This is a genomic window from Pseudomonas macauensis, from assembly GCF_047902425.1.
In the GTDB taxonomy this organism is placed as follows: Bacteria; Pseudomonadota; Gammaproteobacteria; order Pseudomonadales; family Pseudomonadaceae; genus Pseudomonas.
This window is the reverse complement of the sequence record NZ_CP138377.1, coordinates 3,415,431-3,438,844: the sequence shown is the minus strand read 5'-3', so window position 1 is coordinate 3,438,844 and position 23,414 is coordinate 3,415,431. Positions and strand designations below refer to the sequence as shown.

The following is a 23,414-nucleotide window of genomic DNA, read 5'->3' as shown; positions in this document are numbered from 1 at the left end:
CCGACGAAACCACAATCCATTTCAGCGGAAACGAAAAAGCCCGGTTTGTGACCGGGCTTTTTTCGGGCTGCACCTGGGATCAGGCAGGCATGTGCCACTCTTGCAGGCGGTAGCCTTCGCGGTTCAGCTCATCGCGGGCCTGGACCAGCAGGTCCTCGAGCTGTTCCGGGTCGGAATAGGCGGAGCTGGGGATGCGGGTGAGCCCCAGCAGACGGGTGCCGGTCCGGTCGATGACGGACAGGTCGAGGCTGCCGTCGCCCCCCTGATAAACCCAGGTCACGCACTGGAAGGGTTGGAAGGCTCGTCCGGTGATCAGCAGAGCCTCGTTGAAACGAAGGGTCGCATTCATGGTGTGATCTCTCTGCGCGGTAATCCATTGCGAAGATGGCGATGGCGGTCCATCCACCATCGTGTTCGTTCACGCAATTGATGTTTTCAGAAGCGAAGAAAGTCACAGCCCATGTCGCGTTCGTACACAAAGTAGTCGCAAATTAATCCGAATGGTTCGCTGCAGGCCCCGTCAGCCGGGGCCTGCAGCGACATGCGGGGTGCGCCACCGCGCCGCACGCACCGTTCGTCAGAGGCGACGGGAGGTCAGGCCTGCATGGCCCAGCCGTCCACGTTCATCGCCGCCTGGCGCAGCGCTTCGGAACGGGTCGGGTGCGGGTGGCAGGTACGCGCGATGTCCTCGGCGGCGCCGCGGAACTCCATGGCCACGCAGTATTCCGCGATCATGTCGCCGACGTTCGGGCCGATCATGTGCACGCCGAGGATCTCGTCGCTGCGCTCGTCCGCCAGCACCTTTACGAAGCCTTCGGTCTCATGGTTGATCTTCGCCCGGCTGTTGGCGGTGAAGGGGAACTTGCCCACCTTGTAGGCGCGACCTTCGGCCTTGAGTTGCTCCTCGGTCTTGCCCACGGTGGCCACTTCCGGGTGGGTGTAGATCACGCTGGGGATCACGTCGTAGTTCACTTCCCCGGCCTTGCCGGCGATCAGCTCGACGCAGGCGATGGCCTCGTCCTCGGCCTTGTGCGCCAGCATCGGGCCGGAGGTCACGTCGCCGATCACCCAGATGCCCGGCACGCTGCTGCGGTGCTCGTGATTCTCCAGCATGCCGCGCTTGTCGGTGGCGAGTCCCACGCTTTCCAGCCCAAGCCCCTGGGTATAGGGACGGCGGCCGATGGCGAGCAGAACGTAATCCGCCTGGATCGACTCCGCCGTGCCTCCAGCGGCCGGCTCCACGCTCAGGGTCACCTGCTTGCCGCTGACCTTGGCCTGGGTGACTTTCGAACCCAGCTTGAAGCTCATGCCTTGCTTGGTCAGCGTGCGCTGGAAGGTTTTGGCGGTTTCCAGGTCCATGCCGGGGCAGATGCGGTCCAGGTACTCGATCACCGTGACTTCCGCACCCAGGCGGCGCCACACCGAACCCAGTTCCAGGCCGATAACCCCGGCGCCGATCACCACCAGGTGCTTGGGCACTTCGGGGATCGACAGCGCGCCAGTGGAATCGAGGATGCGCTGGTTGTCGACTTCCACGCCCGGCAACGGGGAGGGTTCCGAGCCGGTGGCGATGATGATGTCCTTGGCGGTCAGGGTGCTCTTGCTGCCGTCGGCGGCGGTTACTTCCACCTTGCCCGGCCCGTCGATGCGACCCCAGCCCTTGACCCAGTCCACCTTGTTCTTGCGGAACAGGAACTCCACGCCCTTGGTCAGCGCGGCAACGCTCTCGGCCTTCTGTTTCATCATTTGCGCGAGGTCCAGCTTGGGCTTGACCTGGATGCCGAGGTTGGCGAATTCACCGCCGGCCGCTGCCTCGAACAGCTCAGAGGCGTGCAACAGCGCCTTGGACGGCATGCAGCCGACGTTCAGGCAGGTGCCGCCGAGGGTCTCGCGGCCCTCTACGCAGGCGACCTTCATACCCAGCTGGCCGGCGCGGATAGCGGCGTTGTAGCCGCCGGGGCCGCCGCCGATGACGATCACATCGTAAGTGCTCATGCAGTGCTCTCCGGGATGGAAAAAGAGGTCAATCGAGGTTAGCCCGTGCTCGTGGGATCACCAGCGCAGGGCTCTGGAATAGCGTTACTCAATTTATATTTCGACCATAATATATTGGTTCGTGCAAGTCACCCGCACATGACAGGCGCGACGGGGAGGGCGAGAATGCAGGGCTTTGGCGCTTCCGTTTCGCGCGCCTACGGAGAATTCATGAAGATCGACTGCGATTTCGACAGCGGCAACATCCAGGTCATCGACAACAGCGACCCGCGCCACGTGCGCCTGGCGCTGCGCCCGGATACCCGGAGCCTGCACTTCCAGTGGTTCCACTTCAAGGCCGAGGGCCTTGAGCCCGGCCAGCAGTACCAGTTCAGCCTGACCAACGCCCCCGGCTCCAGCTACACCGGCGGCTGGCCGGGCTACAACGCCGTGGCCTCCTATGACCAGCGCGACTGGTTCCGCGTGCCCAGCACTTACGACTCCAACGGCCTGCACTTCAGCCTCGACGCCGAGCAGCCCCAGGCCTGGTTCGCCTACTTCGAGCCTTACAGTCGCGAGCGTCACGCCGAACTGGTGATGCGCGCCCAGGCCAACGGCGCCGAGCTGCTCGCCACCGGCCACAGCCTGGAAGGCCGCGAACTGCCGCTGCTGCGTATCGGCAAGGGCGCGGCGGGCGCCCGCAAGATCTGGCTGATCGCCCAGCAACATCCCGGCGAGCACATGGCCGAGTGGTTCATGGAAGGCCTGATCGAGCGCCTGCAATCCGGCGATGCCGATATCCAGCGCCTGCTGGAGCGCGCCGACTTCTACCTGGTGCCGAACATGAACCCCGACGGCGCCTTCCACGGCCACCTGCGCACCAACGCCGCCGGCAAGGACCTCAACCGCGCCTGGGCCGCGCCCAGCGCCGAGGAAAGCCCGGAAGTGCTGTTCGTGCAGGAGCAGATGGCGAAGTACGGCGTCGATCTGTTCCTCGACATCCACGGCGACGAGGAAATCCCCTTCGTGTTCGCCGCCGGCTGCGAAGGCAACCCGGAGTTCACCCCGCGCCTGGACCGCCTGGAAAGCTTGTTCCGCGAACGCCTGGAAGCCAACGGCGAATTCCAGAGCGTGCACGGCTATCCCAAGGACGCGCCGGGAAAGGCCAACCTGACCCTGGCCTGCAACCACGTCGGCCGCACCTACGACTGCCTTTCGCTGACCCTGGAAATGCCGTTCAAGGACCACAACCTGTCGCCCAACGCACGCACCGGCTGGAACGGCGCTCGCTCCAAGGCGCTTGCCGGCGCGGTGCTGACCACCGTCGCCAGCCTGCTCGACGAGTTGCGCTGAGATAGAGGGCGCCCATTGGGTGCCTGTCACGGGCATGGCTCGCTCCTGCGCGACTGCCTGTGGCCGCCGGTAGGATGGTGTGGAGCGAAGCGATACCCATCAGTTTCCATGTGAATTCGCTGATGGGTATCGCAAGCTCCACCCATCCTACAGGCCCCCCGAACTGACCGTTCGATCAATCCGCCCTCGAAATTCGTTGAATCTTCCGACGCAGCTGCTAGTCCAAAGGTTGAGGCATTCGCACGAAGGAGGTGCGTATGAATCGACAACGGAAGCTGTTAACCCCGCAGGAGATCGAAGACCTGCAGGAGCGCATGGACGCCATGGAAGAACTGGACTTCAGAGAGCGCCGTGAAGTGCGCAAGAACCGCTCGGGCGAACACAGGCCTCGCACCTACGCAGGCGCGGTGGCCTGATCAACAGGGCCCCAGGGCCCATCCTCACTGGCGCAAGCCATTCGGGAAACACGGCAGGGCCGATCCGGCGCCACTCGCCGGACCGGCCTCCGTGATCTGATTTCCCGGCCATCCCCCCCCAACTCATTCGGAACGCCGCTCGCGGTCCTTCGCTGCGCCCATGCATTGGCGAAAATCTATGAGATGAAAATATCGAATTGAGATATTTGTTTTGCAATGAGACAAAAATCTCATTAGCGTCATTTCATCGCCCAACCCCCGGAGGGTCCGACCATGGCGCTGCCGCGAGAAGAAATGGATCGCAGGATCGACGAACACTTCCGCTTCGAAGCTGACGACAATGTCGACGGCGTGCTGGCCACCCTGGCCGGTGACGTCGAACACGACATCGTCGGCCATCCCGGCGGCCCCACGTATGGGCGCGAGGCGGCTCGGCCGTTCTACGAAGGCCTGTTCGCCGACCTCGCCGAAGGCCATGTGGAAACCCTGCGCCGACTCTACGGCGAGAACTTCGTGGTCGACGAATCGTTCTGGAGCGGTCGCGCAGCGGGTCGTCCCTTCGGCCTCGAGGGGCAGGGGCGGGCATTGCAGTTCCGCCTGCTGCATGTCGTCGAATTCGCCGATTCAGGGGCGATCCAGCGCGAAAACGTATGGGTCGACCTGGGCGCCATCCAGCGCCAATTACCCCAGGAGTGATGCATGGAAAGCCGCAAGGCCGAACGTCCGAACCAGAAGCGCCGCACCCGCAAGGACCTGCTGCAGGCGGCCAACCGCCTGCTGCGGCAAGGGCGCAACCCGAGCCTGGAAGAGATCGCCGAGGAAGCCATGGTCTCCCGCGCCACGGCCTATCGTTACTTCCCCGGCGTCGAAGCGCTGTTGCTGGAAGCCGCGCTGGACCTCAGTGTCCCCGAAGCTGCCGAAGTCTTCGCCGGCGCGCCAAAGGATGACGCGTTGGCCCGCATCCAGTGCCTCGAGCGCAGCTTCAGCGAACTGATCGAGCACAACGAAGGCGCGATGCGCGCACTGCTTGCCAACAGCTTGCGGCTGCCGGACAGCGGTGAGGAGGAGGGCGCCGCACCGGTGCGCCAGAACCGCCGCAGCCCGTTGATCGACGCCGCGCTGGAACCGGTCCGCGACCAGTTCGAGCCGCAGGCCCTGGAGCGCCTGGGCAAGGTGCTGGCGCTGTTCTTCGGCATCGAGGCGAGGGTGGTGTTCAAGGACGTGCTGCAACTCGATGACGCCGACGCCCGCGAAGTGACCCGCTGGGCGCTGGGCGCGTTGGTCGAGGCGGCGCGGCGGAGCTGATCTTCCCGCTTGCCGCGTTGGCATCCAGGCCGGTGCCGGCGGCAGCAAGGTATCGACTTCAGTCCCGGCACGCATCCGTAGCGCAAAAGACCCTTTATCGGATTGCGCGTCCGGCAACGGGGCGCCAGCTCGCCCATATTCCCCTCGCGACCTTCTGAAAGCATTGAGATAGAGCTGTTTCGATTTGTGCCCGACGCTTGCCCTGTAACCGGTCTTATGCAAAAAAGCACCTGAAAACCGGAACCGCATCACATAGAATCGAGTCTTCCGCTTAATCCCGTTTTACCCCGGTAGTCTGACGCGCTCATGGATACCCACAACACCCCCATCGGGCCGGTACCGGCGCACCTGATTCGCGAAGCTGTAGCCAAGAAAACCGGCCTGGGCTGGGTGGTCGAATTCAATGTCGCCACCTGGCTCAACCTCAGCGTTCGCGACGAAACGCCGATAACCCTCAAGGTCACTTACCAGGACGGTGAACGGACCCGCGAAGTGCGGCTCGACAAGAGCAAGATCTTCGGCGGCCAGCGCATCCTGCTGTGCGGCATCGCCCGCCTGGGCGTCAATCAGAAGCTCGAATCCATGAGCCTGTCGCTGGAAACCCAGTCGCCTCTCCAGTCCCTGCTGGTCGAGGAACTCTTCGTCCAGGCCGTGGATCGCCAGACCGAGAAGCGCGGCACCCGCAAATCTCGCTGAACTCTTGCGCGCGCATTGCAATCGCCCGGCATTCCCGGCGCCAATTGGGCGCCGCCGGGCTTGCGGTCGGCCAACCGGAACGGGGAACATCGCCGGGTCCGCCCGCAGCGCCAGGAAACGCCATGCCCCTCGACGTCGACCAGCTCAAGCTCTACACCGCCCACCGTGGCCTCTCCATCCCCCTGCTCGACCTCCTGCAGTTCCGCCACGCCCCGGCGGCGGACGGCAAGGGGCCGGGCTGCATCGTCCTGCGGGTCGAGCCACACCACCTCAACGGCTGGGCCAACGCCCATGGCGGACTGATCATGACCCTGCTCGACGTGGCCATGGCGGTCAACGCCAGCGCGGCGGATGAAGCCTATCGCGGCGTGGTGACCATCGAGATGAAGACCAACTTCCTGCGCCCCGGCGGCGAAGTGGGCGAGGTGCTCGAAGCCCACGGCAGCGTGCGGCACCACACGCGCTCCATCGCCTTCTGCGAGGCCGAGCTGCGCAACAGCGCCGGCGTGGTGGTAGCTTCCGCATCCGGCACATTCAAGTACGTCAACGCGCCGCGTCCGGTGGCCGACGCCTGATCGGCCGCGCCGGCCGGGGCGGTTGCCAGCGCAGTCATCTGCCATCCAACGTCATAAGGACTTCCTGACCCTCGGCTGTCAGACCTGAGAAGGCTCTAATTCGGGCTCTGAAGGATATTTCCTTGCCTTGTTGTCACGAATTCGTCATACAACGTAACTACATTTTTCTGTCATGAAAATGTCACCCACGGACGAATAAGCCAGTGACGGCACAAGGCAACACTCATGCTGCTCGATGACAAGAACTTCCCCCGGCGCATCCAGCGCGACCTGCTCGACGACCACGACGAAGAACTCGAGCTGGAACTGTTCGACGAACTCTACGACCTCGAAGGCCTGCACTCGGGCAGCCTGCAAACCCACGAAGAACGCCTGGTGCGCCAGCGCTACTTCCACACCCTGTTCCGCCTCCAGGCCGAACTGGTGAAGCTGCAGAGCTGGGTGGTGAAGACCGGCCACAAGGTGGTGATCCTCTTCGAAGGCCGCGATGCGGCGGGCAAGGGCGGGGTGATCAAGCGCATCACCCAGCGCCTGAATCCGCGCGTGTGCCGGGTCGCCGCGCTACCGGCGCCGAACGACCGCGAGCGCACCCAGTGGTACTTCCAGCGCTACGTCTCGCACCTGCCGGCGGCGGGGGAAATCGTCCTGTTCGACCGCAGCTGGTACAACCGCGCCGGCGTCGAGCGGGTGATGGGTTTCTGCTCCGACGACCAGTACGAGGAGTTCTTCCGCAGCGTTCCCGAGTTCGAGCGCATGCTGGCGCGTTCCGGCATCCAGGTCATCAAATACTGGTTCTCCATCTCCGACGAAGAACAGCACGACCGCTTCCTCAGCCGCATCTACGACCCGCTCAAGCAGTGGAAGCTCAGCCCCATGGACCTGGAGTCGAGACGGCGCTGGGAGGCCTACACCAAGGCCAAGGAAATCATGATCGAGCGCACCCACATCGCCGAAGCGCCCTGGTGGGTGGTGCACGCCGACGACAAGAAGAAGGCCCGGCTCAACTGCATCCACCACCTCCTGAGCCAGATCCCCTACGAAGAAGTCCCCCAGCCTGGCGTCCAACTCCCCGAACGCCAGCGCCACACCGGCTACCGCCGCAATCCCACGCCGGAAGAGCTGCTGGTGCCGGAGTTCTACTGACTCATCTCCCGGCAGGAGCGGGCCATGCCCGCGATTCGTGTATGGTCCGCTCCTGCATGCAATTTCGGGCTTCTACTCTGAATCCGGCGCCGAGGCACCAAGCTCTTTCGCTAACAGATCAAGCAGGAAGCGCCGGGCTTTGGGCGCCTCTGGTGAACGGCTGGACGGATGCTGGATGCGGAAGCAGCGAATGCGGCAATAAAGTTGGAACTCCCAAAGCTGCCGATTGGCGATGCCTTGGCTGGAGTAATCCTTGCCACCGGTGCATACCTGATCCGGTCCGCTGATGGGGAAGAACGCGCGGCGCTGGGCGACCGAATTCATACCGTTGGCGAAGATGATGATGTCTGGTGCGAAATGGTGGATCTGCACCTCGAGCAGTCGTTTCGAGTAATGCTGAATGATGTTCAGCAACTCCGGCGCAGTGCGTAGTGGGCTGCCGCCTTTCCAGGAAAAACAGAACAGGTTCGAATAGATCAATCCGCGCCTGTCCACGACCTTCGACAGTGCGCGGGTGAGGTTGTGGAACGACTTGCCACGGTCGTTGGAGGCATTTAGCTCCTTGTCGAAGAACTCCCGATGCCTTGACATGGCGAAATCCACGTAGTCCTCGATGTTCGAGAAAGCAGTCGTGTTGATCCATGCACGAGTCTCGCTGCCAACCACCATGACCCGTTGCCTCGCCTGGGCAATTTCGATGGGAGCGCCGGAGAGGAACAGCCCGGACAAATCGGCCAGCTTGCGCTCGTTGCCGAGCAACTGCGGGTCGAGCCCTTGTAGGGCCTCCAGATATCGCGTCTTCAGTTCGTGATGCACGGCTTCTTCTTTGAAGTAGAGGCGAACGGAATCGCTTCGCCCACCTGCGCCAGCCCATGCGCCCTTCAATGGGCGAATGCCCGCGAACCACACGTGGCAGGTCGTCCACGCTCATCCAGTCCTGATCCTGCCAATTCCGCACGTTCAGGCACTGCTTCTTTAACTACGACGACAGACGGAATGCATCACCGTGCTGTTGAAATTAGCGCTCAGAGTCGATGTTGAACCAAGGACGCCAAGTCCCAACAAGCCGGTCTTCTTCGAAGAAGCGTTCAGCAATGGCATTCTCCGCGAAATCTGTTCGATACGAGAATCCGACACAGTGGCCAATCAATTCGAGTGGTGCAGGATCATTCGGGAAGATGTGCTCAATGCCCCACCGTAGTTGGCAGGAGGTTGTATTGGGCTTTGCTTTGTGGTGCTGGGGATGCGGCTCATGTAAGCGGCCAGGGGAGCCACGCTTGATGTGCAGCGCGAATCGCTTTCGAATGTTTGTTGTTTTGCCTACGTAGAGACACGGATATGCAAGATCATGCGGCCACCATTCACCGTACTCAACTTCAACAGGTCTTTCGCCTGGCCCCTTTAGAACAATCCGACGGTTTGCAGTGAGTAGCTTGCTGCGATCAGCTATCCACCAAAACGCATACACTCCGGGCTCCTCGGGAAGGTCGATTCGACTGTTGTGGGTTATCGCATTAACGGAACGAATCGATGTCAGTTGATGCATGGAGGCTCCCTCCTTGGGCCTGTTTAGCCAAAGTGCTTCTCTCGATGGCAGTTCGGACATAGAGCAATGGCATTCTCCACTGTGTCTTCGCCGCCATCGGCGAGCGGTAGTTGGTGGTGTACTTCTAGGTAAGGCGACTTATCGGACTTACGTAAGAAGGGCGCTGGCTTTTTGCAGCCCTCGCATTTTCCCTTTGCCCGTACCAATACCTCGGCAACCACATCGGGATTTCGGTTGAACACCACTGTGGTGACGGTTTTTTTGCTCGGTTTATTAGGGGCTTTGGCTAGACGGGCTCTTCGCTGTTCGGCTGAGTCTTGCAGCGCTTTTTGTACAGATTGCAGGAAGCTTTCCTGCAAGGCTGCAGCTGCGTTCAGCGAGTATTGCTGATACTCCGCGTACATCACTAGGGCGCGGCGGTACATGTCCTTCCCACGCGTATTGAGGGGAAGGATTTCCTCAGTCGGATCGAATTTTTGGCAAATATCGGCGAAAGCTGCGGCGGACTTAATATCATCAAGTGAGAAGTCGCCTTTTTCAAAGTGCGTAGCCAAATCCTTAAGGCGTCCGTCAATGGCACCAGTGCAGTGCTTGATGGTCTTGGTGCTTTTGCCCTGGGCGATCAGCCAATCTTGAAACGTCATTTCCCGCGAACTCTCTTGCCGCTAAATTTCGGGTGGTGCGTCTCTATGTGCTGGGCGGGGCTCATTCCCCGCCCACACCATTCCTCTGATGCCGATAAACACTCACCGCCTCATAAACCGCCTTTCGCAAACGGTTGATGCCACCAATCGGCCGGTGCTCGGGTAGCGCATGCCAGGGGTTGTAGGAGAGGTTGTCGCACGCGAGGTTCTGCTCGCGGCTGTCGAAGTCCTGGGCGGGGATGCTGACGGTGGCGACGGTCTGGAAGGGGGCGTCCTTTTCGCTCCATTCGACGCTGGTGTCTTCGATGGGCATGTATTGGCTCGGGTCCTGCTTTTGCACTTGCAGGGCGAAGCAGGCGGGCACGCGGTCGACCGAGAGTTGCTGGTACATGGCGGTGCGCAGGAAGTTGGGCTGCTTTTCGTTGAGCTTGGGTAGCTGGTAGGCCGGGCAGCCTTCGGTCATGGGGATGACTCGGTATTTGATGTTGTTCGCTTCGCCCAGTTTGTAGGGGGCGATGCCGTTGTAGCCGGCTTGCAGCGGGCTGTCCGGCGCGGGGGCGAGGGTTTGCAGGGCGATGATCAGGTGGCGTAGTTCCCAGGTATTGGGCTTCCAGCTGGGGAAGAAGGCGCCGACTTTCTGGCCGCTGGCCTGGGCGGCGAAGTTCTGTCGGTATTCGGCGACGTCGCGGACGAAGAACACCGGGTGGTTGAACATGACGAAGTCCTGCTCGGTGTCGTGGCCCTTGCCGGGCATCAGCTTGGCGCCGGGGACGTCGAGCAGCTTGATGGCCATGCCGCGGGCGTCGCGGGCGCTGTCGAACTGCGGGTAGGCGTTACCGTTGGAGAAGCGGACCATGGCCTCCCACTTGTGGCCCGGCTCGGCGAACACGCCCTGGCGCAGGCCGGGGGCGATGTCGCTGGCGACTGTGACCTGGGCCTTCACGCAGCCATGGGCCTTGGCGTGGGCGTCGCGCAGGACGCGGGTGTTGTCGCGGTGCTGTTCGACGATGCGCAGGGCGTCTTCGATGATGGCCTGGGTGAGCTGGGCTTCGCCCGGCGGGATTTCTTCCTGGGCGGAGACGGGGCCGGAGAATTTCCAGGCGTAGTAGAGGCTGCCGATGCCCCAGCCAAGCAGGCCGATGGCGGCGAGGGCGAGCAGCAGGCGGCCGAGCAGTTTGCCGAGGAGGAGCCAGAGGCGGGTGAGCAGGGATTGCATGGCACGGGGTCCTTTCGTGTTCTCTTTTTATGGAGAGGGCTTCAGGGGCTTCCCTCTCCCTGACCCTCTCTTCTGGGGAGAGGGGACTGCTGGATGGATTGGAGCGGGGACTTGCCCTCACCCCAGCCCTCTCCCAAGGGGAGAGGGGGCCGAGCGGTGATGCGTCAACGCCGTGGCCTGACTTGTAGGAGCGAGCTTGCTCGCTCCTACACAAAGCAAAAAGCAGTTCAGCGCTGGGTGGTTATTCGCACTTCGGTCCGGGCGTCCAGGGTTGGGTGGTGACGTTCGGGTCGAGCTTGGTTTCGTACTCGGGGTTGCCCAGCACCTTCAGGTACTCCACCAGCGCCCAGCGCTCTTCCGGGCTGAGGGCGCGGCCGATGGCGCCGTCCTTGCGGCAGCCGTCGCGGAATTCGTGGCCGCCATTGCCGTTGCCCGTCACGCTGGTCTTGTAGAGGAATCCGCCGGGGAAGCGTTCGGTGCGGTAGCCGGCGTACTTGGGGTCGTACTCGAAGCTGCCCACCCAGAACTGGCTGTCGCGCTCGGCCACCGGAGAGAGCAGCTGGAACAGGTTGGGCACCGAGCCGTTGTGCAGGAAGGGCGGGGTGGCCCAGATGCCATCCAGCGGGCGGGCCTTGTAGGCACGCAGTTCCTGCACGCCGATGGGCAGGCCGTAGCCGTTCATGTCCTGTTGCTGCTCGGCGCCGATGTGGGCGTCGCGGTAGGCGCGCTGTTCGACGAAGGCGGTGACGTAGGCCAGACCCTTGGCGGCGGAGATCTTCGACAGGTCCAGCGGTACGTCGCTCTGCGGGTAGAGGTGGACGTTCATGCCCTGCAGTTCTTCGGCCTTGAGCTTCAGCGGGCGGATGTCGAAGGTGTGGTCGGCGATGTTGTCGGCGGTGGTCGGGTCGGTGCCGATCTCTTTGGTCGGGACCATCTTCATGCGCCACTCGGGCACGCGGGCCGGGGCGATGTAGTCCTTGGCGCCGGGCTCCTTCACGTGCGGGCCGTGGCAGTAGACGCAGTTGGCCTGGAACAGGGCGCGGCCCTGGGAGGCTTTGGCCAGGTCGATCTCGCCGAAGACTTCCTTCGGCCAGGTTGGCGGCTTGAGGTGCTTGAGGGTTTCTTCGAGGGTGTAGAGGTCGCGCAGGCGCACGCTGGAAGCGTAGCGCTGGTCGCCCTGCACCGGTTTGCCGTCGGCTTCGAACAGGCGCAGGGTGGCACCCACGCCGAGGGCTTCGCCGATGTTGCGGGCCATGGGCTGCATGGCGGAGCCGTTCCACTGCACCCAGTCGAATTTCCAGATGTCCCAGACCTGCGGGTAGTTCACCGGGGCGTTGGCGACGCGGTAGTTGGAGGCGTCGATGGCGTCGCCGAACACGCTGTTGGCGATGCGCCCGAAGGCATCGGCACGGCCAGGGCCTTCGAGGGTCGGGTAGAGGCCGCGGTGGGTGTCGTTCCAGGCGGTGGAGAGCAGGGTTCCGAGTACGTTGCGCACGTCGCGCTTGAGCGTGGCCTTGCCCTTGGGATAGCGGTCGCCGAGCACGCCCTTGGCGAAGCGGTCGAACTTCCACGGCACGTAGTAGGTGGCCGCGAGGCTCGCGCCCAGCGCCTGGCCGAAGGCGCCGCCGCGCAGGGTAGGCACGGTGGAGGCGATGGAGTGCATGGCGGCGCCGCCGTCGATGCGCACGGCGGTGCCTTTATAGCGCAGCTCGCCGGTGTGGCAGGCGGAGCAGGTGATGTCCAGGTACCAGGCGCCGGTCTCGCCGTCCTGGTGACGGGCGAAGCCGACGGGCAGGTTGCCGGGGTTGGTCGGGTTGGCGGCCTGGGTGTCTTCGGCGTCGCGGCCGATCTGCTCGGGCTCGATGAGGAAGCCGAAGCGCGCGAGGTTCTCGGGGCTGGCGAACTTTTCCCTGGAGAAGGGCTGCTCCAGATGGGTGAACCAGTCGTAGCGCAGGCCTTTCACCTGGGTGCCCTGGGGCGTGTAGTAGTAGGTTTCGCGATCGGCCTTGGTCCACTGGTCGAGGTGGATCATCTTCTCCGGCGGGGTGTACTGCGGCAGGTTGGGATGCGCGGTGTACCAGGCGATGACGGCGCCGATCAGAAGAAGCAGAAACAGGACTGCAAGCAGGACGCGGCCAAGAATGCGCATCGAAACTTCCTTGTTATTTACGCGAAAAGATTCGGACGTTTATGCCAAGTGTGTGGCGGATTGGCAAGGTGATGGCATGCAGGAGTCAGGGTTTTATCTGTCGGGAGTGGACTCGTAGGGCGGTTGGGCCGGCGCGGTTCAGGGAGCGGGGCGCAGGTCGAGCAGCAGGCTGAGGCTGAGCAATACGCCGATCAGCACGCCCATCACGCAGGCGATGATCAGCGGCCAGCGCAGGCTACTGCTGTCGTCTTCCTCGTCGGGCAGGCGGGCGCGGATGGCAGGCCAGAGTTCGTCCGGCGGCGGTAGCTCTGGCCAGGGTTCGTCGCTGGGCGTGGGCGGCGGCAGTGCGGCACGCTGGTAGAGCAGGGCGATCATCCAGTCCAGCGCGGCGCTGCGGGTGGGATGGTAGCCGTCGGCGTCGGTCCAGATGTGCAGGAAGGTGTCGACGAACAGGGCATCCGCCTCCTCCTGCCGAGGCCGCAGGCGCAACGCCAGCGGGTAGAGTCGCGGTGCGACGCAGCGGTAGAGGGTGGAGAAGGCGCGCAGGTCGCCGTCGCCGCTCTCGGCGAGCAGGTGGCTGAGGAAGTTTTCTTCGTCCTGTTCGATGCTGCCCTCCGGCGGTGACGCGGCGAGCGGGGCTGCGTGTGGAGGGTAAGGATAGATGGTGGGGCGCGCGGTGCTTCCTGCCTCGGCTTTCCTTCATCCCGGCAATGGTTGTGCGCACTACTCAGACACGGCTCCGGGTTGCTCTTCGTAGGAGCGAGCTTGCTTGCGAACCGCATGGCAGCGGAGTGCCGGGCAAGCTCTGTTCGCGAGCAAGCTCGCTCCTACAATAAGGGCGGCGCTTCGCCGTTAGATCACGTCCTCGAACGGCAACCCCACGTAGTTCTCCGCGATGGTCGTGCGTCCGGCCTCGGAGCCGACGAAGTAGTCCAGTTCGGTCTCCAGCATGCGCCGGGTGAAGGCGTCGTTCTCGGGGAAGTTGTGTAGCATCGACGTCATCCACCAGGAGAAACGCTCGGCCTTCCAGATGCGCCGCAGGGCGATGGGCGAATACTGCTCCAGCAACTCGGTGCGGCCTTCGCCGTAGACCTTCACCAGGATGCGGTACAGCGTGTTCACGTCGCTGGCCGCCAGGTTCAGGCCCTTGGCGCCGGTGGGCGGGACGATGTGGCCGGCGTCGCCGACCAGGAACAGGCGGCCGTACTGCAGCGGCTCCACCACGAAGCTGCGCAGCGGGGCGATGCTCTTCTCCAGCGAGGGGCCGGTGATCAGCTGGTGCGCGGCGTCCTCCGGAATGCGGCGCTTGAGTTCTTCCCAGAAGCGCTCGTCAGACCAGTCTTCCACCTTCTCCTCCAGCCCCACCTGCAGGTAGTAGCGACTGCGGGTAGCGGAGCGCTGGCTGCACAGGCTGAAGCCGCGCTCGCTGCTGGCATAGATGAGTTCGTGGTTGACCGGCGGGGTGTCGCTGAGCAGGCCGAGCCAGCCGAAGGGGTAGACGCGTTCGAAGATGCTCAGGCGCTCCGCCGGGATGGTCCGCCGCGCCACGCCGTGGAAACCGTCGCAGCCGGCGATGTAGTCGCAGTCCAGGCGCACGCGCTCGCCCTGGTGGCTGAAGGTGACGTAGGGCGCATTGCCGGTGACCTCGTGCAGTTCCACGTCGACGGCCTCGTACACGCTCAGCGCGCCGCTGGCGGCGCGGGCCTGCATCAGATCGCGGGTGACTTCGGTCTGGCCGTAGACCATGACCCGTTTGCCGCCGGTGAGGGTCTTGAGGTCGATGCGTTCGCGACGGCCGTTCAGTACCAGTTCGAAGCCGTCGTGCAGCAGCCCCTCGGCGTCCATGCGTTCGCCCGCGCCGGCTTCGCGCAGCAGGTCGGCGGTGGTCTGTTCGAGCACCCCGGCACGGATGCGGCCGAGTACGTAGTCGGGGGTCTGGCGTTCGAGGATGACGGTGTCGATGCCAGCCTTGTGCAGCAGCTGGCCGAGCAGGAGGCCGGACGGGCCGGCGCCGATGATGGCGACCTGGGTTTTCATGGGGAAGGTCCTTTCGAGTGGCCTGTTGTTTTTGTTACCTGCATTTTTTGTGGATCGGATTGGGCTTTGAAGGTAATTTCCAACAGTCTTCTTGGACTTTTCGTGGATGTGTTCGGTGATCGAACAAGCGCGCGACAATCCGGTCCCGGTGTTCCGCCTGTATGGCGAGACCGCCGCCTGGCCGACGCCGGACCTGATTCATTGCGAATCCATCGCCTCGCGCAGCCGCCTGCATGACTGGGAAATTCGCCCGCACCGTCACGGTGATCTGGTGCAACTGCTCTATGTGCAGTCCGGCGAGGCCGAGCTGGAGGTGGAGGGGCAGGTGATGCCGGTTCGCGAGGCGTCGTTGCAGGTCACGCCAGCGTTGGCGGTGCATGGCTTTCGCTTCGCCGAGGACGTGCAGGGTTGGGTGCTGAGCATGGGCCTGCCGCTGGCCGAGCAGCTCGGTCGCCTGCTGGAAAGCACGGTGCTGGAGCAACCGGCGTGCTTCGCCGTGGGCGAGGGCAAGCGCCACCTGGATGCGCTGTTCGAGTCCATCGACCGCGAATACGCGGAGCAGGCGCCGGGCCGCGACCTGATGCTGCAATCGCTGCTGAATATGCTGCTGGTCTGGCTCAGCCGCCGTTCCCAGGAGCAGTCCCGCGCCGAGGCCAGCCAGCAGGATCGCGGCATCGAGCATGTGCAGGCCTTCGCCCGCCTGCTGGAGCGGGACTTCCGCGAGCACCGGCCAATCGAGCATTACGCGGCGAAGCTGGGCATCAGCGCCGCGCACCTGAACGCCCTGTGCCGGCGCCTGGCCGGGCAGTCGGCGTTGCAGATGATCCACCAGCGCCTGCTGCTTGAGGCCAAGCGGCACCTGGTGTACACGACGCTGACCGTGCAGCAGGTGTCGGACAGCCTGGGCTTTTCCGAGCCCGCCTACTTCTCCCGATTCTTCAAGCGCTACGCCGGGGTTTCGCCCCGCGCGTTCCGCCAGCCCCGTTGAGCCGCCATGAATATCGATTCGCGTATCAAGTTCCGCCACCTGGTGTGTTTTCTCGAAGTGGCCCGGCAGGGCAGCCTGGCCCGCGCGGCGGACGTCCTGGCGGTGAGCCAGCCGGCGATCTCCAAGACGCTCAAGGAGCTGGAGGATTTGCTGGAGGCCAGCCTGTTCGAACGCGGCAAGAGCGGCGCCAGCCTGACCGAGGCGGGCGTGGCCTTCCTGCGTTACGCCGGCCCCTGTGTGCAGGCGCTGCGTGACGGGGTGAACAGCCTGCGCGGCGGCGAGTACGCCTCCAGTACGGTGCGCCTGGGTGTGCTCTCCACCGTGGAAAGCCTGCTGATGCCGGAGGTCGTGCGGCGCCTGCACGAGCGCCATCCGGCGATGGTGGTCAGCGTGGTCGGCGGGCCCAGCGCGCACCTGTTGTCGCAACTGCGGGTCGGCGAACTGGACCTGGTGGTCGGCCGCATGACAGAAAGTCCGCAGATCCAGGGGCTGGCCTTCGAGCACCTGTACAGCGAATCCATGACCCTGGTGGCCCGCGCCGGGCACCCGCTGCTGGGTCGTCCGCTGACGCCGTCGGCGCTGGACGACTGGCCGCTGGTGCTGCCGCTGGCCGGCACCACCATCCGCAAGTCCGCCGACAGCCTGCTGGTGCAGAGCGGCCTGGGCCAGCCGCGCCGGCGGCTGGAAACCCTGTCCACGGTACTCGGCCGCCGTTATGTGCTGAGCAGCGATGCGCTGTGGATCGCTCCGCTGGATTCGGTGCGCCTGGACCTGCGCACCGGCGAGATGGTCGAGCTGCCGCTGGATGTGCAGGAGCCGGGCGGCTCGGTGGGGGTGTGCAGCAACTCGACGCTGCCGTTGTCCCTCGGTGCGCACTGGTGCCTGGAGGTGCTGCGCGAGGTGGGCGAGGCGTACCGCGAGGGGACTTATCCATAACCTTTTGGTTATGGATTCCGGGCATCTTTTCAATTTTCCGCGTCGACCGGGCAGGGGACACTGCGTCGCACTGCCTGATGCAACAGGCTCCTATAAATCCAACAACAGGAGACCGACATGTCCGACGCGGAAAACAGCCGCTTCGTCATTCGTGACCGAAACTGGCACCCCAAAGCCCTCACGCCCGACTACAAGACGTCTATCACCCGCTCCCCGCGCCAGGCGCTGGTGAGCATTCCGCAGTCGATCTCCGAAACCAGCGGCCCGGACTTCTCGCACCTGAAAATGGGCGAGCACGACAACGACCTGCTGCTGAACTTCAACCACGGCGGTTTGCCGATCGGCGAGCGCATCCTGATTTCCGGTCGGGTCATGGACCAGTACGGCAAGCCCGTGACGCACACCCTAGTGGAGATGTGGCAGGCCAATGCCGGTGGCCGCTACCGCCACAAGAACGACCGTTACCTGGCGCCGCTGGACCCGAACTTCGGCGGTGTCGGCCGCGCGCTGACCGACAGCGAAGGGCGCTACATCTTCCGCACCATCAAGCCCGGCCCGTACCCCTGGGGCAACGGCCCGAACGACTGGCGCCCGGCGCATGTCCACTTCTCCATCAGCGGTCCGTCGATCTCCACCCGGTTGATCACCCAGCTGTACTTCGAGGGTGACCCGCTGATCCCCATGTGCCCCATCGTCAAGTCCATTGCCAACCCGGACGCGGTGCAGACGCTGATCGCCAAGCTCGACATGAGCAACGCCAACCCCATGGACTGCCTGGCCTACCGCTTCGACATCGTGTTGCGTGGCCAACGCAAGACTCACTTCGAGAACCGCTGAGAAACCGTGTCGGGCCGGCTGCGCGTCGGCGGTGCGGCGTTGAAAACGACTTCAGAAGCCGCTTGCGGCTAACGCACTTCAGTGCGGCCCCGCCAGGGGCGAGCGGAGCGAGTCATGCTCATTCAGGGCAACTGAACTCCGCTTCTTCAGTCGCTTTCGCCTTGCACCGCGCTAGCTCGCTCAGCCCGAAACGGTTTCGGAGGAGAACAAAAGATGCCTATCGAACTGCTGCCGGAAACCCCCTCGCAGACCGCCGGCCCCTACGTGCACATCGGCCTCGCCCTGGCCGCTGCCGGCAACCCCGCCCGTGACCAGGAAATCTGGAGCGAGATGGCCAAGCCCGGCGCGCCCGGCGAACACATCGTGCTGCTCGGCAACGTCTACGACGGTAACGGCCACCTGATCCGCGATTCCTTCCTGGAGCTGTGGCAGGCCAATCACGAAGGCGTGTACGACAGCGCCTACGACCTGGAAAAGCCCTTCAACGGTTTCGGGCGCACGGCGACCACCTTCGACGCTGGCGAATGGCAGGTGCGCACCATCAAGCCCGGCGTGGTGAAGAACGCCGCTGGCGTGCCCATGGCGCCGCACATCAACGTTTCGCTGTTCGCCCGCGGGATCAACATCCACCTGCAGACGCGCATCTACTTCGAGGACGAGGCGCAGGCCAACGCGGCAGACCCGGTGCTGAACCGGATCGAGCAGCCCGAACGTCGGCAGACGCTGATCGCCAAACGCTGCGAGGTAGACGGGAAGCTCGCTTACCGCTTTGATATCCGCGTCCAGGGTGATGCGGAAACGGTGTTCTTTGACTTTTGATATTGAAATATCCGCCGAAGCGGTCGCAGACCGCGTCCGGCGGCACTTCGCCGCCGCGCTCGATGAGCGCGGCTACCGTGCGGACGAGGCCCAGCTGGCGGCGGTGGACCACCTCGCCAGCTGGCTCGACGATTTCCTCGCCGGCCGCCATGGCTTCCTGCGCAAGCCGGTGGCCGGCGTCTACCTGTGGGGCGGTGTGGGGCGGGGCAAGAGCTTCGTCATGGATCACTTCTTCGCGGCGGCGCCCATCCAGGCCAAACGCCGTGTGCACTTTCACGCCTTCCTGCAGGAGTTGCAGGGCCGCATGCTGGCGATCACCGGGCAGTCCGACCCACTGGTACGGGTAGCCCGTGCCATCGCCGAGGAGACCCGGCTGCTGTGCTTCGACGAGTTCCATGTGCATGACATCGGCGACGCCATGTTGCTGGGGCGCATGCTCAAGGTGCTGGTGGACGAGGGCGTGGGGCTGGTCTGCACCTCCAACTACCAGCCGGAAAACCTCTGCCCGAACCCGCTGTACCGCGAACGCTTCCGCCCGGCCATCGAGCTGATCGAAAAGCGCTTCGACGTGGTGTCGCTGGATGGCGGCCATGACTACCGCGAGCAGAGTAGCGCACTGGAGGAGTGGGGCAGTTTCGTCTGGCCGGCAACGACGGACGATTTCGATTTGATCCATGACCGCTTGAGGTTGGCGGACGACGCGAACTTCAACGAAGTGCTCAACGTCAACCATCATCCGCTGAGAATCCACGCCCATGATGGCTACAGCGCCTGGATGGATTTCAGCGAGATGTTCGAGCGGCCGCGTTCGGCCAGCGACTACCTGTGGCTGATCGAGCACTTCCCGCGCATGGCCGTCAGCGGTCTCGGCCCCCTGGCGGATTACCCGCCAGATGTGAGCATGCGTTTCCTCAACTTCATCGATATCGCCTATGACCGGCAGCTACGGTTGCAGCTGTTCGCCTCGGTGTCGCTGGAAGAATTGGCAGCCGGCGGGGCGGCGGTGGATTTTGCGCGGACGTTGAGCCGGTTGCGGCAGTTGAAGCTGGAGCCGCTTTAAGCGCGAGTTTCACCTACGGGGCCGGGTGCTGCTGTGGGATTTCGCGGACAAGGTCCGCTCCTACGGGAGCAGATCGGCGCGCGGCGTTGCTTTTCGTAGGAGCAACTGTCTTCTACCGGGTTAATCCCTGCCTGCGCTTCCCCCTCTCCCTCAGGGAGAGGGCGCCGTCCGTGCCGGCTGACACTACGGTTTCATCCTGCACCGAACAGTCCCCTCTCCCGCTTGCGGGAGAGGGTTAGGGTGAGGGGCCCTTGATCTTGTAGGAGCGGATCTTATCCGCGAAAGGTTTCGTCTGGCGCCGATGTGTTCAGGAAAAACACAGTTCCCGAGCAGTGATCAGAAGGCCCTCTCGGTCCCGCGAAAACCGGGCGGCCGGCGCGCCACTCAACCTCCGTTCGATAATCGACCATCCGTGTTGCGATAATCGCTCGCCCGTATCGATAATCGCCCGGAGCCCGCCTGCCAGGACCAACAAGAAATGACCGACGCCCCTCGTGCCAGCCTGCCGCCCCTCGCGCCGCCCATCGTTGCCTCGCCGGCCAAGCGCATCGAAGCCTTCACCGGCGATCCGAACTTCATGACCTCGCTGGCTCGTGGCCTGGCGGTGATCCACGCCTTCCAGGAGCGCAAGCGCCACCTGACCATCGCGCAGATCAGCCACCGCACCGAGATTCCCCGCGCCGCCGTGCGCCGCTGTCTGCATACGCTGATGAAGCTCGGCTACGTCACCTCCGACGGACGTACCTATTCGCTGCTGCCCAAGGTGCTGACCCTTGGCCATGCCTACCTGTCGTCCACGCCGCTGGCGGTCACCGCCCAGCCAATCCTCGACCGCCTGAGCGAGCAACTGCACGAGGCGTGCTCGATGGCGACGCTGGAAGGCGACGAAATCCTCTATATCGCCCGCTCCGCGACGCCGCAGCGCCTGATTTCCGTAGACCTCAGCGTCGGCAGCCGGCTGCCGGCCTACTGCACCTCCATGGGCCGCATTCTGCTTGCCGGCCTGGACGACGAGGCGCTGGAGGACTACCTGGCCCACGCCGACCTGCAGGTGAAGACCAGCCGCACCGTGCACACGCCGGACATGCTGCGGGCGAGTATCGCCGAGATTCGCCAGCAGGGCTGGGTGATCATCGATCAGGAGCTGGAGGTCGGCCTGCGTTCCATCGCCGTGCCGCTGAAGGATTCCGCCGGCCAGGTGCTGGCGGCGCTGAACGTCGGCACCCATGCCGGACGGGTGTCGCGCCAGGAACTGGAGACGCGCTTCCTGCCGGTGCTGCTGGAGGCCAGTCGCGAGCTGGGCACCCGGCTGTTTCATTGAGCGGCGGCATGCCTCCTCGGAGGTATGCGCCGTGCCGCCGCAGGGGCGGCGCTGCGTCGTACTGATCCACGGCAACGAAAGCGCCGGGCGGCCAACCTAGACTCCGGGACCGCCCATCCCCGCGAAAGGAGTCACCCATGCACGTGGACATCGCCATCGTCGGCGCCGGCCCTGCCGGGCTGTGCCTGGCCCGCTCGTTGTCCGGCAGCGGCCTGTCGGTCCAGCTGATCGAACGCCAGCCGCTGGCGAGCCTGGCCGAGCCGGCTGAGGACGGCCGCGAGATCGCCCTGACCCACGCCTCACGCGCCGAGCTGCAGCGGCTGGGGATGTGGTCGCGCATCGACTCGCAGGAAGTCTCGCCATTGCGCGATGCCCAGGTACTCAACGGCCCGTCGCTGTTCGCACTGCGCATTGAGGCGGGGCAGGCGGGCGCCGAACAGTTGGGCTACTTCGTGGCCAACCAGGCGATCCGCCGCGCGGCCTTCGATGCGGTGCACGAGTGCCCGGATGTATCGCTGGTATGCGGCCGGGCCTTGCGCTCGCTGCAGGTGGAGCGCGAGGGCGTGCAACTGACGCTGGACGATGACAGCCAGGTGCACGCGCGCCTGCTGGTCGCCGCCGATAGCCGCTTCTCCGAGACGCGGCGGATGCTTGGCATCGGCGCGAGCCTGGAGGATTTCGGCAAGACCATGATGGTCTGCCGCATGGCTCACGAGCGGCCACACCACAACGTGGCCTGGGAGTGGTTCGGCTACGGCCAGACCCTGGCGCTGCTGCCGATCAATGGCGATCGTTCCTCGGTGGTGCTGACCCTGCCGCAGCGGGAGATGGCGCCGCTGCTGGAGCTGGACGAGGTAGCCTTCGCCCATGAGATGGAGCGGCGCTTCGACCGCCGCCTGGGCGCCATGCAATTGCTCGGGCCGCGCCATAGCTACCCGTTGGTGGGCGTATTCGCCGATCGCTTCGCCGGCCCGCGCAGCGCACTGATCGGCGACGCCGCCGTGGGCATGCATCCGGTCACTGCTCATGGTTTCAACTTCGGCCTGCAGAGCCAGCGCCGCCTTGCCGCGGAGGTGCTGGCCACCCATAGACGCGGCGGCGACATCGGCGGCGCCTGGCCGTTGCGCCGTTACGCCACGGCCCATCGCCTGGCGACCTGGCCGTTGTACCAGGCCACGCGCCTGATCGTCGGCATGTACACCGATCCACGCCCGCCGGCGCGCCTGCTGCGTAATGCCGGTTTGCGCCTGGCGCAGGGCCTGCCGCCGCTGCGGCAGGTGATCGCGCGGCATCTGGCGCAGGGGGCGTGACGACGCGTAGGGCGTATAACGTTCGACGTTATACGACGTTTGACCTTGATCTGCGGAGCTCCGAACTTGGCCTTGGCGCACATGGCGAGGCGAGGTGAATCGGCGTACAACCGCGAACGGTTGTACGCCCTACGTCCCCGATATTTCCGTGTTGGGGCGGGTGCGTTCGCGGTGGCCCTTGCGGACAGAGTCCGCTCCTACGAGATGCATCTGTGCTCGGGTTGGCCCTTACCCTAACCCTCTCCCAGGGGGAGAGGGGACCGTCCGGTGCAGGATGAAACTACTCTGTCAGCCGGCACGATCTGGCTCCCTCTCCCTGGGGGAGAGGGCTGGGGTGAGGGGGAAAGCCCTGGCACAGATTCAGCCGGGACAAGACCGTTGCTCCTACAAGAGCTGTCCGCCGCGCCGGTCCGCTCCGTGTTTTGGAGCGGAATGAACGATCCAGCCGCCGTCAGAGCGGCCCCTCCTGCGTGCGCAATCCATAACAATCCGATCCAGGGGGAACCATGGCCATCACTTCCAGCGACATCTGCAAGGCTGCCGACGGCCTTTGCGGCTTTGTCGGTTTCAATCGCAAGACGGGCAAGTACATCGTGCGTTTCAGCGAAGACTCCTTCGGCATGGACGTGGTCGAGGACAGCATCCAGCCGGCCTGCGAGTTCGTCTGGGCGTCCAGGGCGGGGGATGTCATGATCCTGAGCCGCGAATGCCTGCAGATTCTCGCCGAGCAGAACATCAACGACCGCCTCAACTTCGGCGAAGCGCTGCTCACCTATCTGCGCCGCACTGATCTCCCGGAAATCGCCGCGGAACGACGCCTGAAGTAAACCAATTCGGCGAGGTGGCCGGTTGCACCGGTCGACCTCGCGTGCTGCCGGTGCTGCCCGGCGGCCAGGGCAGGGCGCCGAGTCCTGTCGTTCTTCATCTCCTCGGTCGCCTCCGAGAGCGCAACCTGTCGTGCCCTGGCCTATGCTGTCCGGGTTCGCCTTGCGTTGAGGTGCAACCTGTTCGCCCTGCGGGTTATACCTTGGTCGTATCCGCCGGTCGGCCTGATCCAGGGTGTGGCTCGCGACAGGGTTCGGTGCACCG

Annotated in this window: 24 protein-coding genes; 15 read left to right on the top strand and 9 right to left on the bottom strand. The window is 64.3% G+C overall.

All coding sequences use genetic code 11. The features are described 5' to 3' along the window. Positions 1–79: 79 nt before the first annotated feature. Together SD196_RS15765 and lpdA are read right to left on the bottom strand one after the other, a co-directional pair. Positions 80–349 (bottom strand): hypothetical protein, encoded by a 270-nt coding sequence (locus tag SD196_RS15765; protein WP_275611549.1) that lies wholly within the window; start codon positions 347–349, stop codon positions 80–82. 245 nt (positions 350–594) lie between these two features. After that, complete coding sequence (lpdA, locus tag SD196_RS15760; RefSeq protein ID WP_275611550.1) at positions 595–1,995, bottom strand: dihydrolipoyl dehydrogenase; 1,401 nt, start codon at positions 1,993–1,995, stop codon at positions 595–597. A gap of 210 nt (positions 1,996–2,205) precedes the next feature. Here lpdA and SD196_RS15755 point away from each other — a divergent pair, with 210 nt between their 5' ends. The 7 genes from SD196_RS15755 to ppk2 all read left to right on the top strand — a co-directional run bounded on the left by SD196_RS15755 (position 2,206) and on the right by ppk2 (position 7,462). After that, positions 2,206–3,327: a M14-type cytosolic carboxypeptidase gene (locus SD196_RS15755; RefSeq protein WP_416310397.1), complete on the top strand. Its 1,122-nt coding sequence runs from the start codon at positions 2,206–2,208 to the stop codon at positions 3,325–3,327. 257 nt (positions 3,328–3,584) lie between these two features. Beyond that, on the top strand, positions 3,585–3,743 hold the full coding sequence (locus SD196_RS15750; protein WP_275611552.1) for a hypothetical protein: 159 nt from the start codon (positions 3,585–3,587) through the stop codon (positions 3,741–3,743). A 273-nt stretch (positions 3,744–4,016) separates the two neighbouring features. Further along, on the top strand, positions 4,017–4,439 hold the full coding sequence (locus SD196_RS15745; protein ID WP_343573515.1) for an ester cyclase: 423 nt from the start codon (positions 4,017–4,019) through the stop codon (positions 4,437–4,439). A gap of 3 nt (positions 4,440–4,442) precedes the next feature. Further along, entirely contained in the window at positions 4,443–5,048 is a 606-nt protein-coding gene (locus tag SD196_RS15740) for a TetR/AcrR family transcriptional regulator (RefSeq protein WP_416310396.1), read from the top strand. A 306-nt stretch (positions 5,049–5,354) separates the two neighbouring features. Continuing rightward, positions 5,355–5,744, top strand: coding sequence for a hypothetical protein (locus tag SD196_RS15735; RefSeq protein ID WP_275611555.1), 390 nt, complete (start codon positions 5,355–5,357; stop codon positions 5,742–5,744). 122 nt (positions 5,745–5,866) lie between these two features. Beyond that, positions 5,867–6,319 (top strand): PaaI family thioesterase, encoded by a 453-nt coding sequence (locus SD196_RS15730; protein ID WP_331319726.1) that lies wholly within the window; start codon positions 5,867–5,869, stop codon positions 6,317–6,319. Between the two features lie 225 nt (positions 6,320–6,544). Further along, positions 6,545–7,462: a polyphosphate kinase 2 gene (ppk2, locus tag SD196_RS15725; RefSeq protein ID WP_370601509.1), complete on the top strand. Its 918-nt coding sequence runs from the start codon at positions 6,545–6,547 to the stop codon at positions 7,460–7,462. A 72-nt stretch (positions 7,463–7,534) separates the two neighbouring features. Here the strand turns inward: ppk2 and SD196_RS15720 are convergent, their stop codons facing one another. The 7 genes from SD196_RS15720 to pobA form a co-directional block, all read right to left on the bottom strand. Next, entirely contained in the window at positions 7,535–8,278 is a 744-nt protein-coding gene (locus SD196_RS15720) for a hypothetical protein (RefSeq protein ID WP_416310395.1), read from the bottom strand. Between the two features lie 202 nt (positions 8,279–8,480). Next, positions 8,481–9,008, bottom strand: a complete 528-nt coding sequence (locus SD196_RS15715; protein WP_331319723.1) for a GIY-YIG nuclease family protein — start codon at positions 9,006–9,008, stop codon at positions 8,481–8,483. A gap of 23 nt (positions 9,009–9,031) precedes the next feature. After that, positions 9,032–9,652, bottom strand: coding sequence for an HNH endonuclease (locus SD196_RS15710; protein ID WP_331319722.1), 621 nt, complete (start codon positions 9,650–9,652; stop codon positions 9,032–9,034). 61 nt (positions 9,653–9,713) lie between these two features. Continuing rightward, positions 9,714–10,868: a catalase family protein gene (locus SD196_RS15705; protein ID WP_416310394.1), complete on the bottom strand. Its 1,155-nt coding sequence runs from the start codon at positions 10,866–10,868 to the stop codon at positions 9,714–9,716. Between the two features lie 241 nt (positions 10,869–11,109). Continuing rightward, on the bottom strand, positions 11,110–13,017 hold the full coding sequence (locus SD196_RS15700) for a di-heme-cytochrome C peroxidase (RefSeq protein ID WP_416310393.1): 1,908 nt from the start codon (positions 13,015–13,017) through the stop codon (positions 11,110–11,112). A gap of 138 nt (positions 13,018–13,155) precedes the next feature. Further along, complete coding sequence (locus SD196_RS15695; RefSeq protein WP_275611564.1) at positions 13,156–13,506, bottom strand: hypothetical protein; 351 nt, start codon at positions 13,504–13,506, stop codon at positions 13,156–13,158. A gap of 363 nt (positions 13,507–13,869) precedes the next feature. Further along, positions 13,870–15,054, bottom strand: a complete 1,185-nt coding sequence (gene pobA / locus SD196_RS15690) for a 4-hydroxybenzoate 3-monooxygenase (protein WP_416310392.1) — start codon at positions 15,052–15,054, stop codon at positions 13,870–13,872. Positions 15,055–15,160: 106 nt separating this feature from the next. On the opposite strand from pobA, the gene SD196_RS15685 reads away from it, so the two are divergent. The 8 genes from SD196_RS15685 to SD196_RS15650 all read left to right on the top strand — a co-directional run bounded on the left by SD196_RS15685 (position 15,161) and on the right by SD196_RS15650 (position 23,152). After that, positions 15,161–16,042, top strand: a complete 882-nt coding sequence (locus SD196_RS15685; RefSeq protein ID WP_331319717.1) for a helix-turn-helix domain-containing protein — start codon at positions 15,161–15,163, stop codon at positions 16,040–16,042. Positions 16,043–16,048: 6 nt separating this feature from the next. After that, positions 16,049–16,978 (top strand): pca operon transcription factor PcaQ, encoded by a 930-nt coding sequence (gene pcaQ, locus SD196_RS15680; protein ID WP_343573535.1) that lies wholly within the window; start codon positions 16,049–16,051, stop codon positions 16,976–16,978. A 117-nt stretch (positions 16,979–17,095) separates the two neighbouring features. Continuing rightward, the gene (pcaH, locus tag SD196_RS15675) at positions 17,096–17,815 is read left to right on the top strand and encodes a protocatechuate 3,4-dioxygenase subunit beta (RefSeq protein WP_275611568.1); all 720 of its coding nucleotides are present in this window, start codon (positions 17,096–17,098) and stop codon (positions 17,813–17,815) included. 213 nt (positions 17,816–18,028) lie between these two features. After that, on the top strand, positions 18,029–18,634 hold the full coding sequence (gene pcaG / locus SD196_RS15670; RefSeq protein WP_275611569.1) for a protocatechuate 3,4-dioxygenase subunit alpha: 606 nt from the start codon (positions 18,029–18,031) through the stop codon (positions 18,632–18,634). Further along, positions 18,624–19,694: a cell division protein ZapE gene (zapE, locus tag SD196_RS15665; RefSeq protein WP_275611570.1), complete on the top strand. Its 1,071-nt coding sequence runs from the start codon at positions 18,624–18,626 to the stop codon at positions 19,692–19,694. Before pcaG ends, zapE begins: the two co-directional genes overlap by 11 nt. A gap of 478 nt (positions 19,695–20,172) precedes the next feature. After that, positions 20,173–21,015: an IclR family transcriptional regulator gene (locus SD196_RS15660; protein WP_275611571.1), complete on the top strand. Its 843-nt coding sequence runs from the start codon at positions 20,173–20,175 to the stop codon at positions 21,013–21,015. Between the two features lie 137 nt (positions 21,016–21,152). Continuing rightward, on the top strand, positions 21,153–22,325 hold the full coding sequence (gene ubiM, locus SD196_RS15655; RefSeq protein ID WP_416310391.1) for a 5-demethoxyubiquinol-8 5-hydroxylase UbiM: 1,173 nt from the start codon (positions 21,153–21,155) through the stop codon (positions 22,323–22,325). Positions 22,326–22,831: 506 nt separating this feature from the next. Then, entirely contained in the window at positions 22,832–23,152 is a 321-nt protein-coding gene (locus SD196_RS15650; protein ID WP_275611573.1) for a DUF2025 family protein, read from the top strand. Positions 23,153–23,414 lie beyond the last annotated feature (262 nt).

Excerpts from the sequence above, each read along its gene's own strand:
- SD196_RS15765 (WP_275611549.1), bottom strand. The coding sequence starts at position 349 with ATGAATGCGACCCTTCGTTTCAACGAGGCTCTGCTGATCACCGGACGA.
- lpdA (WP_275611550.1), bottom strand. The coding sequence starts at position 1,995 with ATGAGCACTTACGATGTGATCGTCATCGGCGGCGGCCCCGGCGGCTAC.
- SD196_RS15755 (WP_416310397.1), top strand. The coding sequence starts at position 2,206 with ATGAAGATCGACTGCGATTTCGACAGCGGCAACATCCAGGTCATCGAC.
- SD196_RS15750 (WP_275611552.1), top strand. The coding sequence starts at position 3,585 with ATGAATCGACAACGGAAGCTGTTAACCCCGCAGGAGATCGAAGACCTG.
- SD196_RS15745 (WP_343573515.1), top strand. The coding sequence starts at position 4,017 with ATGGCGCTGCCGCGAGAAGAAATGGATCGCAGGATCGACGAACACTTC.
- SD196_RS15740 (WP_416310396.1), top strand. The coding sequence starts at position 4,443 with ATGGAAAGCCGCAAGGCCGAACGTCCGAACCAGAAGCGCCGCACCCGC.
- SD196_RS15735 (WP_275611555.1), top strand. The coding sequence starts at position 5,355 with ATGGATACCCACAACACCCCCATCGGGCCGGTACCGGCGCACCTGATT.
- SD196_RS15730 (WP_331319726.1), top strand. The coding sequence starts at position 5,867 with ATGCCCCTCGACGTCGACCAGCTCAAGCTCTACACCGCCCACCGTGGC.
- ppk2 (WP_370601509.1), top strand. The coding sequence starts at position 6,545 with ATGCTGCTCGATGACAAGAACTTCCCCCGGCGCATCCAGCGCGACCTG.
- SD196_RS15715 (WP_331319723.1), bottom strand. The coding sequence starts at position 9,008 with ATGCATCAACTGACATCGATTCGTTCCGTTAATGCGATAACCCACAAC.
- SD196_RS15710 (WP_331319722.1), bottom strand. The coding sequence starts at position 9,652 with ATGACGTTTCAAGATTGGCTGATCGCCCAGGGCAAAAGCACCAAGACC.
- SD196_RS15705 (WP_416310394.1), bottom strand. The coding sequence starts at position 10,868 with ATGCAATCCCTGCTCACCCGCCTCTGGCTCCTCCTCGGCAAACTGCTC.
- SD196_RS15700 (WP_416310393.1), bottom strand. The coding sequence starts at position 13,017 with ATGCGCATTCTTGGCCGCGTCCTGCTTGCAGTCCTGTTTCTGCTTCTT.
- pobA (WP_416310392.1), bottom strand. The coding sequence starts at position 15,054 with ATGAAAACCCAGGTCGCCATCATCGGCGCCGGCCCGTCCGGCCTCCTG.
- SD196_RS15685 (WP_331319717.1), top strand. The coding sequence starts at position 15,161 with ATGTGTTCGGTGATCGAACAAGCGCGCGACAATCCGGTCCCGGTGTTC.
- pcaQ (WP_343573535.1), top strand. The coding sequence starts at position 16,049 with ATGAATATCGATTCGCGTATCAAGTTCCGCCACCTGGTGTGTTTTCTC.
- pcaH (WP_275611568.1), top strand. The coding sequence starts at position 17,096 with ATGTCCGACGCGGAAAACAGCCGCTTCGTCATTCGTGACCGAAACTGG.
- pcaG (WP_275611569.1), top strand. The coding sequence starts at position 18,029 with ATGCCTATCGAACTGCTGCCGGAAACCCCCTCGCAGACCGCCGGCCCC.
- SD196_RS15660 (WP_275611571.1), top strand. The coding sequence starts at position 20,173 with ATGACCGACGCCCCTCGTGCCAGCCTGCCGCCCCTCGCGCCGCCCATC.
- ubiM (WP_416310391.1), top strand. The coding sequence starts at position 21,153 with ATGCACGTGGACATCGCCATCGTCGGCGCCGGCCCTGCCGGGCTGTGC.
- SD196_RS15650 (WP_275611573.1), top strand. The coding sequence starts at position 22,832 with ATGGCCATCACTTCCAGCGACATCTGCAAGGCTGCCGACGGCCTTTGC.